Annotated in this window: 12 protein-coding genes and 1 pseudogene; 8 read left to right on the forward strand and 5 right to left on the reverse strand. The window is 71.1% G+C overall.

Annotated features, from left to right (window positions below; genetic code table 11):
* Nucleotides 1–437: 437 nt before the first annotated feature.
* Together KHP12_RS47100 and KHP12_RS47105 are read right to left on the reverse strand one after the other, a co-directional pair.
* Nucleotides 438–1,256, reverse strand: coding sequence for a DUF4142 domain-containing protein (locus KHP12_RS47100; protein ID WP_086882245.1), 819 nt, complete (start codon nucleotides 1,254–1,256; stop codon nucleotides 438–440).
* Nucleotides 1,257–1,388: 132 nt separating this feature from the next.
* Nucleotides 1,389–2,306, reverse strand: coding sequence for a LysR substrate-binding domain-containing protein (locus KHP12_RS47105; RefSeq protein WP_244202856.1), 918 nt, complete (start codon nucleotides 2,304–2,306; stop codon nucleotides 1,389–1,391).
* A gap of 116 nt (nucleotides 2,307–2,422) precedes the next feature.
* Between KHP12_RS47105 and KHP12_RS47110 the strand changes: the two genes are divergently transcribed.
* The 7 genes and pseudogenes from KHP12_RS47110 to KHP12_RS47140 all read left to right on the forward strand — a co-directional run.
* Nucleotides 2,423–3,409 carry a hydroxyacid dehydrogenase gene (locus KHP12_RS47110; RefSeq protein ID WP_086882243.1) on the forward strand — a complete coding sequence of 329 codons (987 nt, stop codon included), beginning with the start codon at nucleotides 2,423–2,425 and terminating at the stop codon, nucleotides 3,407–3,409.
* A 65-nt stretch (nucleotides 3,410–3,474) separates the two neighbouring features.
* On the forward strand, nucleotides 3,475–4,605 hold the full coding sequence (locus KHP12_RS47115) for a mandelate racemase/muconate lactonizing enzyme family protein (RefSeq protein WP_086882242.1): 1,131 nt from the start codon (nucleotides 3,475–3,477) through the stop codon (nucleotides 4,603–4,605).
* A gap of 38 nt (nucleotides 4,606–4,643) precedes the next feature.
* A complete protein-coding gene (locus KHP12_RS47120; protein ID WP_211834657.1) occupies nucleotides 4,644–5,957 on the forward strand; it encodes an ABC transporter substrate-binding protein in 1,314 nt (437 codons plus the stop codon).
* A gap of 11 nt (nucleotides 5,958–5,968) precedes the next feature.
* On the forward strand, nucleotides 5,969–6,922 hold the full coding sequence (locus KHP12_RS47125) for a carbohydrate ABC transporter permease (protein ID WP_086882240.1): 954 nt from the start codon (nucleotides 5,969–5,971) through the stop codon (nucleotides 6,920–6,922).
* Nucleotides 6,912–7,772, forward strand: a complete 861-nt coding sequence (locus KHP12_RS47130; RefSeq protein ID WP_086882239.1) for a carbohydrate ABC transporter permease — start codon at nucleotides 6,912–6,914, stop codon at nucleotides 7,770–7,772. The genes KHP12_RS47125 and KHP12_RS47130 overlap by 11 nt, the downstream gene beginning before the upstream one ends.
* Nucleotides 7,773–7,776: 4 nt before the next feature.
* The gene (locus tag KHP12_RS47135) at nucleotides 7,777–8,571 is read left to right on the forward strand and encodes a sugar phosphate isomerase/epimerase family protein (protein ID WP_211834658.1); all 795 of its coding nucleotides are present in this window, start codon (nucleotides 7,777–7,779) and stop codon (nucleotides 8,569–8,571) included.
* Between the two features lie 735 nt (nucleotides 8,572–9,306).
* Nucleotides 9,307–11,093, forward strand: a pseudogene (locus KHP12_RS47140) (GH92 family glycosyl hydrolase); the annotation flags it as partial.
* Nucleotides 11,094–11,133: 40 nt separating this feature from the next.
* Here KHP12_RS47140 and KHP12_RS47145 read toward each other — a convergent pair.
* A complete protein-coding gene (locus KHP12_RS47145) occupies nucleotides 11,134–11,535 on the reverse strand; it encodes a DUF3662 domain-containing protein (protein ID WP_086882237.1) in 402 nt (133 codons plus the stop codon).
* Nucleotides 11,536–11,591: 56 nt separating this feature from the next.
* Complete coding sequence (locus KHP12_RS47150; RefSeq protein WP_244202855.1) at nucleotides 11,592–13,256, reverse strand: purple acid phosphatase family protein; 1,665 nt, start codon at nucleotides 13,254–13,256, stop codon at nucleotides 11,592–11,594.
* A gap of 169 nt (nucleotides 13,257–13,425) precedes the next feature.
* On the opposite strand from KHP12_RS47150, the gene KHP12_RS47155 reads away from it, so the two are divergent.
* On the forward strand, nucleotides 13,426–13,929 hold the full coding sequence (locus tag KHP12_RS47155) for a MarR family winged helix-turn-helix transcriptional regulator (protein WP_211834659.1): 504 nt from the start codon (nucleotides 13,426–13,428) through the stop codon (nucleotides 13,927–13,929).
* A 70-nt stretch (nucleotides 13,930–13,999) separates the two neighbouring features.
* Here KHP12_RS47155 and KHP12_RS47160 read toward each other — a convergent pair whose 3' ends face one another.
* On the reverse strand, nucleotides 14,000–14,848 hold the full coding sequence (locus KHP12_RS47160) for a hypothetical protein (protein ID WP_086882234.1): 849 nt from the start codon (nucleotides 14,846–14,848) through the stop codon (nucleotides 14,000–14,002).
* Nucleotides 14,849–14,852 lie beyond the last annotated feature (4 nt).

Raw genomic sequence — 14,852 nt, forward strand, 5'->3', positions numbered from 1 at the left:
GTTGGGGGTCAAATCCAGTAATGCTCGGAAATGGCGGGCGGCGCGTAGTAGGGTCCGCCGCCCCATGGGCCCCGGAGGTCCCGGCAGTCCCCGCCCGGGGCCGTGCCGGGCCGGTCATCGGCGCTCTGAACGATTCCTAGCGGGTGCGGGGCCCACCGGGCCACAGGGGGGCGGGCGCATATTCCACCGTCCTATTGCAGGCATGGTGGATGGGTCAGTAGACGGTCGTGCGATGGTCGAGTACGCATACGCGTGGAGCCGGGGCGCGGCACGGTGCCCGCCGGGGGTGGTCATGAGGCTCTCCGGGGGTGGTCATAAGGCTCTTCCGGAGCCGTTTCGCACCCCCGCGGCGCACAGAGTGGCGTGATTTGACGGTACCGATGTGGCGGAAACCGCCCGCGTTTCACCCGGCTTGTCTGCGCACTCCTGACGGTGCGTTACGGAACGGTGGGCGCGGAGGGGGAGGAGGTGGCGCCCGGAGTGGCCGGGGAGGCCGAGGCGCCCGGCGCGTCGTCGACCGGGGCGGGCGGGGACGCCGTGGGCGGTTCGCCCTTGCCCTCGAGCGAGGCCGGCTTCTTCAGGACGACCATGGGCTCACCGGGCTTGGGCATCACCGGCTTGGTGAAGTTCGGACCCTGGGTCGGGGTCGAGGTGATCTGGGCGGGAAGCCGCTCGTAGTCGACCATCCCGGTGTTCTCCATCTGCGTGATGTGGTCCAGCACCGTGTTGTTGGCCTGGGTGGCGAGCTGACGCACCAGGGTGTTCTTGCTGGTCGCCCGGATCTTGGCGATGGAGCTGAAGATCTGGCCGTGGGTGATGCGCAGGATCTGGGCCATCTGGCTGTCGAAGTTCTTGCCCGTGGCGGCCGTGAGGGTGTCCAGGAACCCCTGCTGCTGCGGTGTGGGCTTGTTGGGCAGGGTGATGCCGAGTTTGGGGGCGATGTCGCGCGAGGCTTCGTCCAGTTGCGCATGCCCCACGATCAGATGTTCACCGGCCGTCTTCACCGCCGCCGTGGTGCCCTTCTTGAGGGCCAGCTGACCGACGGGGTACTCCCACAGCCCGGCGAGCCGGACCTTGACCACGAAGTCCCGGTCGGCGCCGGTGAGCGGTCCGTACTGGGTCGAGCTCGTCTTCGCCAGGTTCGTCTGGTTCGTCTGCTGCACACCCGTCAGGACGGGCGACATGATCACACCGAGGGTGACCACCACGGAACCTATGAGGAGGGAGGTACCTGTGACGAAGTACCGGGATCGCATAGAGCCTCCTGGCGGGGACGCCGGTCGTTGTGCGGAGCAGTGTGTCCGCCCGTGCTTGCACCGGCGAATACGGATCACGAAGGGCCTCTGCTCAATGGCCTGGCGGCTGTTTATATATCTTTGGACCGTTACTTACCGTCGCATATGGCCTATCTCACAGCCGCCTCCCGAGCGCTCCTGGTTGAGGACGTCCACCAGCCGCTGGAGGGCCGGGTTGGGGCTGTCCGGGCTCCAGCAGGCGTGGAGGGTGACGGAGTGGGCGTCGGCCGGGGCCAGTTCGCGGTAGCGGACACCGTGGACCCCCATGGTCATGATCGAGCGGGGGATCAAGGCGCAGCCCAGGCCGGCGCGGACCAGGGCGAGCATGGTGGGGACCTGGGAGGTCAACTGGCTGACGGCGTAGCGGTCCACGCCGATCATCGCGGCGCAGATGTCGTGCAGATAGCGCGAGCCCTCGGGGCTGTACCCGATGTAGTCGTCGGCCACGTCGGTCAGGGCGACGGGGGCGCCGTCGTCGTGGGCCAGCGGATGGCCGGAGGGGACCGCGAGGACGAGGTCCTCGGAGTGGACCAGGAGCGAGGCGTACCCCTCGGGGATGGGCGGCCGCACCAGACCCAGGTCGATGCGCAGCTCGGAGAGGGCGGCGAACTGATCGGGGCTGACCAGTTCGGTCAACTCGACGGTGACATCGGGGAGATGCCGCTTCACCAGGTCCAGCACGTCGGCCAGGATGGCGTACGCGCCGATCGCGGTGAAGGCCAGCCGCAGGGTGCCGGTGCGGCCCTCGGCGGCGCGGCGGGTGGCGGTCGGCGCGGCGTCCAGCAGCGCCAGTACCCGGTGGCAGTGGTCGAGGAAGACCCGGCCCGCCGCGGTGATCCGGGCGCCTCGTCCGGTGCGCTCGAACAGGACGACGTCCAGGGCGCGTTCCAGCGCCTGGATCTGACGGGTCAGCGGGGGCTGGGTCATATTGAGGCGGGCGGCGGCGCGGCCGAAGTGCCGCTCCTCCGCCACCGCCACGAAGCCGCGGAGCTGTTGCAGGGAGAGGTTCATGCCCTCACGGTATGGGGCGATGCGAAAGTGGGCTTGGACGGGCATGGCGGCGCACCCCTACGGTCATGACGACCGCCACAGGGCAGATCCGCGCCGATCCCGTCCGAGGAGCCAGGTTGTCCAGACTCGCCGTCGCCATGACCCCCCAGCGTGCCGCCGATGTGATCAGCCCCGAGGCCCGGCGGCTGATGGAGAAACGTTACGAGGTGAGCTGGGCCGATGAGCCGCTGACCGCGGATGTGGTCGCCCGGCTCGCCGCCGGCAGCGATGTGCTGCTGACCAGCTGGGGCACACCCCGTCTTGACCGGGCGATCTGGGCCGGTGGCGGTGGCCCCCGGGTGGTGGCGCACGCCGCGGGGACGGTGAAGAAGCTCATCGACCGCGAGGTGCTCGACCAGGGTGTCGCGGTCTTCTCGGCCGCCCGGCGGATCGCCTGGTCGGTGGGGGAGTACTGCCTGGCGGCGATGCTCACCCTGGCCCGCAGGCTGCCGCTGTTCGACACCGCGATCCGCGCCGGTGGCTGGAAGCAGAGCGGCTTCCGGGGCGGTGAACTCACCGGCCGCCGGGTGGGCGTTCTCGGCGCGAGCTCCACGGCCCGCGCCCTGATCACCCTGCTCAGGCCGTTCCGCTGCGATGTGGTGGTGTACGACCCGTATCTGGACCAGGAGGCGGCCGCCGCGCTGGGGGTGCGGACCGCCACGCTGGAGGAGGCGCTCGGCTGCCCGTTCGTCTCCGTCCATGTGCCCGACCTCCCCGACACCCGTGGCCTGGTGAGCGCCCGGCTCATCGAGCGGATCCCCGATCACGCCGTGGTCGTCAACTCCGCCCGGGGACCGGCCGTCGACCAGGCCGCGCTGCTCGAACACGTCCTGGCGGGGCGGCTGTTCGCCGCGCTGGACGTCTTCGACCCCGAGCCGCCGCGGCTCGGCGAGTCCGTGCTGAGCTGCCCCAATCTGCTGCTCACCCCGCATATCGCCGGGGACACCGTGGACGGGCATCTGGCGCTGGCCGGATATGTGCTGGCGGATGTGGCCGACTGGCTGGACAAGGGCGTCCGCGGTCCGAGCTTCGTGGACCCCGCCTCCTGGCCCATCGCCGCCTGACCGGCCCCCGGCGCTCCGCATCCGGCCGTGTCCGTCATCGACCTCATGTCAGGAGTCACTTCACCATGTCGCGTATCACGGCGGTCGAGGTCTTCCCCGTGGCCGTGCCGTTCGCCCGGCGGTTCGTGCTGGGCAGCGGCGCCGTCGGCACCCCCGACCAGGCGGGGTCGGTCGTCTTCGTCAAGCTGACCACCGAGGACGGGGTGGTCGGCTGGGGCGAACAGCGCGCCCTGCCCAGCTGGAGCTATGAGACCGCCGAGACGATCGCCGTCGTCATCAAGCGCCATCTGGCCCCCATCCTGCTCGAACTCACCCCGTTCGACGTGGAGTTGTTCCACACCCGGGCGAGCCGTCGGCTGAGCCCCGCGGTGTCCAACGGCTTTCCGTTCGCCCGCGCCGCGGTGGACATCGCCCTGCACGACGCGGCCGGCAAACTGGCCGGGCTGCCGGTCCACGCCCTGCTGGGCGGCAAGCTCCGGGACACGGTGCCGCTGTGCTCGGCCATCGGGGTGGGCGACCCCGCCGCCGTCCGCGAGCACGCCCACCAGTCCTCGGACTACACCGCCTACAAGGTGAAGATCGGCGGCGATCCCGTGGCGGACACCGCGGCCATCACCGCCGTCGCGGAGGTCGCCGCGGGCAAACCCCTCTGGCTGGACGCCAATCAGTCCTACCGGCCGACCGCCCTCATCCGCCTGTTGGACGCGGTGCGCGAGGTGCCGCACCTGACGTGCGTGGAGCAGCCCGTGCCGGGCACCGACACCCTCGCCCTGCGCCGGGTCCGGGACCTGATCGGCCTGCCGGTGGCCATCGACGAGGGGAGCTTCACCGCCCAGGACCTGGCCCGCACACTCCGCCTCGACGCCGCCGATCTGGTGGTCGTGAAGATCTGCAAATCCGGCGGGCTGCGCAACGCCCTGAAGACCGCCCAGGTCGCGCTGGCGGGCGGCCTTGAGGTGCTGGCCAGCGGGCTGACCGACTGCGGTATCGGCTTCGCGGCCGCGCTGCACCTGTTCAGCCAGCTGGAACTGGCCCTGCCCGCCGAACTGAACGGACCGGAGCTGCTGGCCGACCTCTACGTGGAGAACCTGGACATCGTCGCGGCCACCGCCACCGTCCCCTCCGGTCCCGGCCTCGGCGTCGAGGTCGACGAGGAACGCATCCGCGCCGAAGCCATGGACCTGGCCTGGTCCTGAACGTCTGCGCACCCAGACCCAGCAGCGAGGAGACGACGATGTCTTCCAGCTTTCCCCGGCGTGCCCTGCTCAAGGGGGCGGCCCTCGGCGGGCTCGCCACCACGGGAGCCCTCAGCGGCTGCTCCTCCGGCCCGCCACCCGGCACGGCCACCTGGTCCATGTGGTCCAGCAGCCCGGAGGAGAACCGGGTCTGGGCCGACTTCGGACGCTATGTCGAGCGGCGCATGCACATCAGATCGGCCTCGACCCTCACCCCCTCCGACGGCTATCCCACCAAGCTCGACCTCCAGCTCGTCAGCGGAACGGCCGGTATGGTCACCGCCCTGAACGGCTGGCTGATCCCCACCTACGCCTCACGCGGCGCACACCGGCCGCTGGACGATCTCATCGCCGCGGACCCCGACTTCGACCTCGACGACTTCTACCCCGCCATCCGGTCCATCTCCTCGTTCGCCGACCACACCTACGCCATCGGCTTCGACGTGGCACCGACCGTGCTCTACTACAACAGGACGCTGCTGGAGCGGAACGGCGTCGATCCGCCGTCCCCGACCGAGCCCATGAGCTGGGACACCTTCCGCGATCTGGCCATCGAGCTGAGCAAGCCGAAGGACCAGTACGGCTTCACCTGCGCCCCGACCATCGACGACCTGGTGTCCTGGATCTACTGCGCCGGCGGCGATGTCCTCGACGGAGACCGTGACACCAGCCCCCTGGACGCCCCGGAGGCACTTCAGGCGATCCACTACGTGGTCGACCTGTTCGTCAAGGACCGGGTCACCCCGCCGATCGACAATCTCGTCGCCCAGAACGCCTCCGGCGCCTCCCTGGCCAACTTCCTCCAGGGCAATGTGGCATTCATGCAGAACGGGCCGTGGCAGGTGCTCAACGTCCGCAAGGCCCCCTTCACATGGGACATCGTGCCCTTCCCCGCGGGACCGGCCGGATCCACACCGCGGGTCTCGGGCTCCGGCTTCGCCATCCCCTCGGGCGTCAAGGACGACGACCTCGACCTGGCGTGGCGGCTGCTGAAGACCCTCACCAGCACGGGCGCGCTGAACATCTACGCACGGGCCGGGCGCAACAACCCCGCGCGGGTCTCCGCCGCGAGCGCCTTCGAACCGCCGCCCGCCAATCTCGGCATCGTCCAGCGGATCCTGAAGGGCGAGGTCGCCGGCGGCCATCCCTTCAACGTCACCACCAACTGGAACCGCGTCCGGCTGCTGCTGGGCCAGGACCTGCCCCGGGCCTTCCTCGGCCAGGTGAGCGCCCGCGAAGCGATCGACGGTGTGATGCCACGGCTGAACGCCCTGATGCGCCAGCACCGGGACGCCGTCCGCCAGGCCACCTGAGGAGGATCACGATGGCTGTCGAAACCCCCGCCGCGGCGACCGCCGCCCCACGGCGCCCCCCGCGTGGCCCGCTGCGCCGCCCCCGGTTCTGGCGGCACGGCTCGGAGACGGTGGCCGCCTGGCTGTTCCTGCTGCCGAGCCTGGCCGGATTCCTGGTCTTCACCGCCGGGCCGGTGGTCGCGGCCGGGGTGATCTCGCTGCTGGACTGGAACCTGTTCAGCCCGCCCCACTTCATCGGGCTCGACAACTTCGCCCGGCTCGGCCCGGACACCACCTTCTGGTCGGCGCTCGGCAACACCGCGTACTTCACCTTCGTCAGTGTGCCGCTGACGCTGCTGGTCAGCCTGGGCCTGGCGCTGCTGCTCAACCAGGGGCTGCGGCGCATGGCGGTGTTCCGGTCGCTGCTCCTGCTGCCCTACGCGACGATCACCGTGGCGGTGGCCTTCGTCTGGGTCTGGCTCTACATCCCGCACGACGGGCTGATCAACGCGGTGCTCGGCGCCTTCGGGATCGACGGCCCGGCCTGGCTGGTCTCGGACGACTGGGCCATGCCCGCCCTCATCCTGATGAGCGTCTGGAAGAGCTTCGGCTTCGGCATGGTGATCTTTCTCGCCGGGTTGCAGGTCATTCCACAGCAGCTCTACGAGGCGGCCAGAGTGGACGGCGCCTCGCCCTGGCGGACCTTCCGCGCGGTGACGCTGCCCCTGCTGTCGCCCTCGGTGTTCTTCACCGTGGTCACCTCGATCATCGGCTCCTTCCAGGTCTTCGACCAGGCGCTGGTGATGACGGACGGCGGGCCGGGATCCAGCACCACCACGCTCGTGATGTACATCTACCGGACCGGATTCCAGAACTACGAGCAGGGCTACGCGGCCGCGCAATCGATGGTGCTGTTCGCCTTCATCGTCGTCATCACCGCGGCGCAGTTCCTGCTCCAGCGGAGGCTGGTGCACTATGACCTCTGACGTGCCCGCGCTCGCGGCCCTCCGCCGCTCGCCCGTGGCGGCCCGCCGGCTGCTGGTGTTCACCTGTTTCCTGGTCACCGCGGTCACCCTCACCCCCATCGTGATGATGGTGCTGGTGGCCTTCCAGTCCGACACCGAGTCGATGGCGGCACGGCCGTCGTTCTGGCCCGGCAGCTGGCATCCGGAGAACATCGGCCGCGCCTTCGACCTCGTCCCGCTGGGCCGCTATCTGCTGAACACCGTCTTCTTCGCCGGGGGTACGGCGCTGCTGGAGACGGTCACCGCGGCGCTGGCCGCGTACGCCTTCGCCCGGCTGCGCTTCCGGGGCCGGAGCGTGCTGTTCGGCGTCTATCTGACCACCTTGATGATCCCCTCACAGGTCACGCTGATCCCGCAGTTCATCCTGGTGGCGAAGTTGCACGGGGTGGACACCTGGCCGGGGATGATCCTGCCGCACGCCTTCACCGCGCTCGGGGTGTTCCTGCTCCGCCAGTTCTTCCTGGGCGTGCCACGCGACTACGAGGAGGCCGCCCGGCTCGACGGGGCGAACCGCTGGCAGACGTTCATCCGGGTGATCGTCCCGCTCGCCGTCCCGGCCATCGCCACCCTGGCGGTGTTCAAGTTCATCAGCCAGTGGAACAACCTGCTCTGGCCGCTGGTGATCTCCAACAGCGACTCCACCAGGACCGCGGCCGTCGGCCTCCAGGTGTTCCAGTCCACCAACGGCACCCAGTGGAACCTGCTGCTGATGGCGGCCGCCATCACCACCGTGCCACTCATCGTGCTCTTCTTCCTCACCCAGCGCTGGTTCGTCAAAGGCATCACCATGAGCGGACTCGGAGGCCGCTGACACCATGACATTTCTCTGGTCCGTGTTCACCAAACCGTGGTCCACGCTGCCGGGCGACGCCCTGGGCCGGCTGGTGTCCGGCCTCGGCTTCACCGGCGCCGAGATCCCGGTCCGGGACACCGCGTACGTCACCCCCGGCGAAGCCGGACGGCTGCTGCCGGAGTTCACCGCGCGGCTGCGGGCCGAGGGCGTCGAGGTGATCAGCGTCGCGAGCGATCTCCGCGAACCCGTCTTCGCGGCCTGCCGGGAGGCGGGCGTGCCGATGATCCGGGTCATGGCCGAGCTGGGCCCGGACGGCTACGCCGCCTCGGTCCGGCGGGCACGGCAACGGCTGGAGGACGCGGCGCCCCTCGCCGAGGGATATGGCGTCCAGATCGGGGTGCAGCCGCACCACGGGCGCTATGTGTCCTCCGCGCTGGGGGTGCTGGACCTCCTCGACGGCCTGCCGGTCGGGCACTTCCGGGTCGTCTGGGACGCCGCCCATGACGCGCTGGCGGGCGACGATCCGCGGATCACCCTGCCGCTGGTCGCCGAGCGGCTCGGCATCGTCAACCTCAAGAACGCCATCCATGTGCGCACCGAACCGGCCGGTGAGGCCGTCGGCGGGCACTGGAAGCCCTGGTTCGTGCCCGGCTCCGAGGGGCTGGCGGACTGGTCGGCGGCGCTCGGCCAACTGGCGGAGCTCGGCTTCACGGGCCCGGTGTGTCTGTCCGGGCAGTACTCCGACCCCGGCGTCCCGGTCGAGAAGCGCCTGGTGGCGGATCTGGCCGCGGCACGGGGCGCGGCGGGCGCCGCTTGACAGACGTATCCCGGGGGGAGCGGGAGAACCCCGCGCCCCCGCTCCTCCCGGCTCCTCCTCCCAGAGGCTCCTACGGCAGACCGCCCGGCTCCGGGCCCCGGTAACCCGGGCGGGACGAGGCGTCGATGCCCACCTCGTAGCGGATACCGGGATGGAGGGTGTTGCCGTCGACCGCCGTCCCCGCCCCTCGGGCCGATCACGGTGGTGTTCCGCACGGTGACGCGGTGGCCGGTCAGCTCGATCCCGGGCGCCTCCGGCCGGACGGACCGGAACCCGTCCACGATCACATCGTCGGCCTCGATGGTGATGCCGTCCCCGGCGTCCCCGCCCCCGGCGTAGGTGATCGGGTGCTCCCGGCTCCCGCCCTTGGTGACGACCAGCCGCTGCCGGGACAGATCGCCGTCGAAGCAGACGGTGTCCCCCGGCTTCGCCCGGCGCGCCGCCTCGCGCGGGGTGGCGGCGCGCAGGGTGCAGCGCTCGGTCCCGTTCCCGGTGGTGAGCGGCGCCGCCGGTGCGGCGCCGCCGCGCTCCTGGGACCATGACGGACGCGCCAGGGCGGCCAGGAGGGCGAGGACCGAGACGGCGAGAAAGCCGAGGACGAGTCTCCAAGTGATCCGCATGGCGGGAACCGTAGAGCGGGATCCCGGGGCCCGGTCCCGCCGTCAGCCGTGCGTCGCCGGCCTCCGGTTCACCCCACCGTCACCGTACGCCCCTAGGTTCACTCCGACACATGGAACCGGCTGGGTGCTCACCGGCGCGTTCTGCGGACGGCGCGCCAACGGCGGGGCGAACAACCGCAAGACCTACTACCGCCTCTACTTCAGCGCCTCGTTCGACCGCGCCTTCTCCACCGTGGGCACCTGGGAGAACGACCGGCTCTCACCCGGCGCCACCACCGCCGACGGCGGTGAGGGCTATCTCACCGGCGCCGACCGCGCCGGACGCGGCTCCGGCGGATACGTCGGCTTCGACACCGCGCGGGACAACGACGTCCGGATGCGGCTCGGCATCTCGTACGTCTCCCTCGCGGGCGCGGAGGCCAATCTGCGCGCCGAGATAGCGCCCCGGGCGAGCGTTGCCGACGTGGCCGCCGCGGGACGGGCCGCCTGGGACCGCCGGCTGCGCGCCATCCGGATCAGCGGCGGCAGTGAGCCGCGCCGCACCGCGTTCTACACCGCCCTCTACCACTCGCTCCAGCAGCCCAACCTGATCAGCGACACCGACGGCCGCTACCCGGGCATGGACGGCACACCGCACCGCGTCGAGCGCGGCCAGACGGCGCAGTACAGCAACTTCTCCGGCTGGGACCCCGCGCCCAGGTGCAGCTGCTCGCCCTGCTCCAGCCCAGGGTCGCCGGGGACTTCGCCCAGTCGCTGCTCAACTTCGCCCGGCAGAACGGCGGGGTGTGGGACCGCTGGGTGCACATCAGCGGCGCCACCCATGTGATGACCGGCGACCCCTCCGCCGCCACGCTCGCCACCTTCTACGCCATGGGGGTGCGGAACTTCGACGCCAAGGGCGCCTTCGACTCCCTCTACCGCCAGGCCACCGTCCCCCACCCCGACGGGCTCTCCGACAAGGGCTGCCCGGGGCAGTGCGAGGGCCAGCGCCCGGGCCTCGCCCAGTACCTGGAATCCCGGTACGCCGCACAGGACGCCTGCCACTGCTGGGGCGGCGCCGCGGAGACCCTGGAGGACTCCGTCGCCGATGACGCGCTCGCCCGCTGGGCCCGGCTGCTCGGCCGCACGAAGGAGGCCGACGAACTCGGCGCGCGCGGCGGCTACTGGCGCAATGTGTTCCACCCCCAGGCCACCGGCGCGGGGGGCTACATCCAGGCCAGGAACCGCGACGGCTCCTGGGTGACCCCCTTCGACCCGGCGTCCGACCGGGGCTTCGCCCAGGGCAGCGCGGCCACGTACACCTGGATGGTGCCGCAGGACGTCCAGGGGCTCGCCGAGGCCATGGGCGGCCGCGACAAGGCGGCGGCCCGGCTGGACGGCTTCTTCCACAAGCCCGACGGCTCCTGGTCGGTCCGCGGTGGCGACCCGCTCCGCTACGACCCCACCAACGAACCCGGCATCCACGCCCCCTGGCTCTACAACGCCCTCGGGCAGCCCTGGAAGACCCAGGAGACGGTGCGCCAGATCGTCACCACCGTCTACAGCACCGGGCAGAAGGGGCTGCCCGGCAACGACGACCTGGGCACCATGTCCGCGTGGTACGTGTTCGCGGTGCTCGGCCTCTATCCGCAGGCCCCGGGGCGCGCCGAGGCGCTGCTCACCGGTCCGCTCTTCCCTCACGCGGAGATCGCCCCGGCGGGGCAGCGGCGCGCCCTGACCATCGACGCCCCGGACGCGTCCGACACCCGCCCCTATGTGCACGCGGTGCGGGTGGACGGCCGGCCGCACGACACCTCATGGCTCGACGGCTCCGTGGTGCGCCAGGGCGGTTCGCTCTCCTTCGACCTGGCCGACCGGCCCGACACCGGCTGGGCCACCGACCCGGGGCGGCTGCCCCGCTGACGCGCCAGGCCCCACTGACGCGCCAGGCCCCGCTGACGCGCTAGGCCGTCGCGTCGGCGAACGTGTCGGCGCGGATATGGGCCATGGGCCGGCCCGCCACCCGGTACCTGCCGTTGGGCACCCGGTCGGACCGGGACACGTGCACGGTGAGCGGGCCGGCCCACTCATAGCCCTTGTCCTCCGCGTGGCGCATCAGCTGATCCGTCAGCTCCTGCCCCACATGACAGCCACGCCGGGTGAGCTCCTCGTGGACCGCCTCGGCGAGCTCGACGTCATAGACGTTGGGCACGACCACCCTGGTCGGTCCGCACACCACGGTGTGGCTGTCGCATTCACGTTTCAGCGCGCCGAGGAGTTCGACGGGCTCGCTGCGGACCACCTTGGCGAGCAGCGATGCCTCCCAGCGCTCTATCGCCCGTTCCCATCGGTTCAGCGTCTGCATGCCCTTCCGCGTTCCCGAAATGGATCACCTCATGCCCTTATCGGCGCAGCTCACCGTCATCGGCGCCGTTCACCGTCGCTACGGGTCCGCCGGAGCGTGAAGGTGTCCACGGGCTCGATACGGCCGTAGAGCCCGGTGACCGCGTAGTAGGTCACCGACATGGTGGTGGGACCGCCCGGCCTGGTGCCGGGGTCCACGGTGAACGCGGCGAAGCCGTACGGGTTCACCCGGTCGCGCACCGCCGACCACGGTGCCGCCTCCGTCACATAGACCGGGGTCTTCCGGCCGTTCGCACCGGCGTCGCCGACCCCGGTGATGACATTGCACCGCGGGGTGTCGAACAGGACGTCCATCGACGGGATCGAGGTGCCACCGCCACCGATGACCATGTGCACCGTTCCCTCGCCGGTGTCCACCAGATCGGTACGGGTGGCGGCGGGGGTCGGCGTCATCGTGTCGTTGGGCTCCCGGCCGCGGATCGGGTGGGAGCGCTCGTAGTGGTGTTCATGGCCGCAGACGACCAGGTCGACGCCGTACGTGTCGAAGAGCGGCAGCCACTCCTGCCGGATGCCGAGGTCGGCGCCGTTGCCCGGGTGGTCGGCCGTGGAGACGACCACCTGGTGCATGACGACCACGATCCAGTCGATGTCCCGGTCGGCCCGGGCCCGGGTGAGCTCGGCCTCCAGCCAGCGGCGCTGGGCACCGCCGGAGTAGCCCCGCACATAGGTGTTTCCGGCGTCCTGAAGGGCCACGTCGTCATTGGCCAGGCTCACGACGCGCACCGAGCCGACGGTGAAGGCGTACCACAGCCCCTGGGTCTCGTCGTCGCCGCCGTTGCCGGGGAGTGAGAAGTACGCCTGGTAGGCGGCGAACCCGATCGGCCCGTTGCCCAGCTCGTTCTCGTGGTTGCCGGCCGCGGGCATCCACGGCCGGAACCGCGAGGACCGGCTGGTCATGTCGAACCAGTCCGCCCAGGTGCGCAGCCGGTCCTCGGAAAGGTTGGCGTAGCAGAGATCGCCGTTGATGAGGTGGAACAGGGGCGCGACCCGCTCGACGGCGGTGGTCACGTCGTTGGCGTACGGCGAGCCGAGGTTGTCGTTGAGATAGGTGAGCTTCTCGGTGATCTTCGGCGGCTTGGGCCCGTTCAGCTTGCCCACCGTGGGCGTGCCCTGGTCGCCGAAGCTGGTGAAGGTGAACGGCGCCCGGCCGCCCGGCCCGGTGCGGAACGACCCCGCCTCCGGCGTCGCCCCGTCGTGGACGGCGGCGTAGACGTAGTCGGTGCCGGGGCGCAGCCGGCTCAGCCGGGCGTGGTGGACATACATGCTCTGCTGGGACTTGGCGTCCCGGTAGAAGGTGGTCCGCGCGGTGACCTCGGTGCCCATGCCATGGGCCGGGGTGCCGAGCATGACCCGCGGCCGTTTCACCGGCACCGGTGTCTGCCAGGACACCACGACCTCCCGGGCGGCGTCGGCCCCGAACTGTAGATGCAGCCCGCTCACCGGCGGCATCCCGGACCCCTCCGGCCGGGTCCACAGCACCGGCGAGGCCGCCACCGCCTCCTGCTGGCACAGATACGTGCCCGCACCGGCCGCCGCGGCACCCGCCACGCCCAGCAGCCCCCGGCGGCTCACCCGGGACGTGGTCGATGTGGTGGCCGCCGTCGCCGGTCTGGTGGCCGACGCTGCCGATGTGGTGGCCGTGTTCTTCGGTGTCGTCGTCATGGGGCGAAGCTCCCACGCACCCGTTGTCGCCGGACACCGTGGCGCCGTGAACACCACGGCACGGCGGGCTACCGGCGGGCGACCGGACGGCGAACCCCGACAACCATCTCGGTGCACGGTGGCGGATGTGCGTTGCCAGGGGCGGTGGCGGCGCCGCACGCTGGTGTCCGTGAGCGATCGGGACGAGGAGCTGCGCGGGCTGGACGCGGTGCTGCAGGAGCTGCGCCACGCCCGCTACGGGCTGTACGGACCGCTGGTGCGGGAGCGCTTCCTGGGCGGGCTGCCCGCAGGTGTCACCTCGACCGGCTACCGGGTGCTGCGCTTCGTCGAGGCCAGCACCCCGCCGCCGCCCACCGTGTCCGACATCGCCGCCCTGCTGCTGTCCGACCGGGCCCGCGCCGTGCGCGTCGTGGACCGGCTGGCGGCGGCGGGACTGGTGACCCGGGTGCGGGACACCGTGGACCGGCGGATACGGCGGGTGGCGCTGACCGACACCGGGCGCCGCCATGTCGCCGTGGCGGCCGCCCGGCGGACCCGGCTGCTGGGCGAGGCCATCGCGGACTGGCCGGACGAGGACCTCGCCCGGCTGACGGACTACCTGGAGCGGCTCAACGCCTCAGTGGCCCGTCATCTGCCGGTGTCCGGCGCGCCCGAGGTGTCCGGCGATCGGTGACGCGGGGCCGGGGCGCCACCGGCCCCGCGTCACCGCCGCGGGTGCGCCGCGCCGCGAGTGGGGCCGTCGGCTACGCCTTGGACGCCCGGAAGTTCCGGAACAGCAGATAGGTGTCGAGGATGTCCGACGAGGCGCTCTCGACCGAGCGGTAGATGCCCCACTTGGGCCGCTGGTAGTCGTCCTGGTCGGGCATCTTCACATTGGACATGCTGCCCTGGACCGCTACCGGGGCGCCGGACCCGGTGCCGTTGCGCACCACGCAGGCCGCCTTGCCGTTCGAGCCGATGGTGAACGTCCACTCGATGGTGATCCACTTGTTGCGCAGCGGCGCGAGGCTGGTCGAGGCGATGTCCGGTGAGCCGGAGTTGGCGTACGCACGGGCCCGCAGCGTCTCCGTGCTGCCGCTGCGGCCCAGGTCCAGGGTGATGTACGGGCCGCCGTTGTCCACCGGGGTCTTGGTCTGGAAGATGTGGGTGAACTTGCTGGTGCCGTGCAGCGAGGTGGGCATGAACATCTCGTAGCTGAGGCTCCAGGTCTCACCGTCGCGCATCTTCACGGTGGAGCCGCCCTGCACCATGCCCTTGGACTCGGTGCGCTGGCGGTCGCCGCCCCCGGTGGTGTCCCGGTCGTCCTTCCAGATGTTGAAGCGGTAGTGGTCACCGCCCTCGACGATCACGTACTTTCGGTCGGGGTGGTCTCCGCCACGGTCGGCCTCGATGCCCTCGAACGCCTTGAGCCCGTCGCTGGACGGGTCAGGATGCCAGAGCAACTGCGCGGCCGCGGCGCGCGAGGCGGCGGAGGCCGGGGTGGCGCCCGAGGTCAGCTGTCCGAGGGCGATCGGTGTTCCGACGGCTGCCGCGGCCATCGAACCGAGGACCCGGCGGCGGCTCAGCGGGTGGGGAGGGGGGAGTTCTGCCATGGTC

This window comes from Streptomyces asiaticus (assembly GCF_018138715.1).
GTDB lineage: Bacteria > Actinomycetota > Actinomycetes > Streptomycetales > Streptomycetaceae > Streptomyces > Streptomyces asiaticus.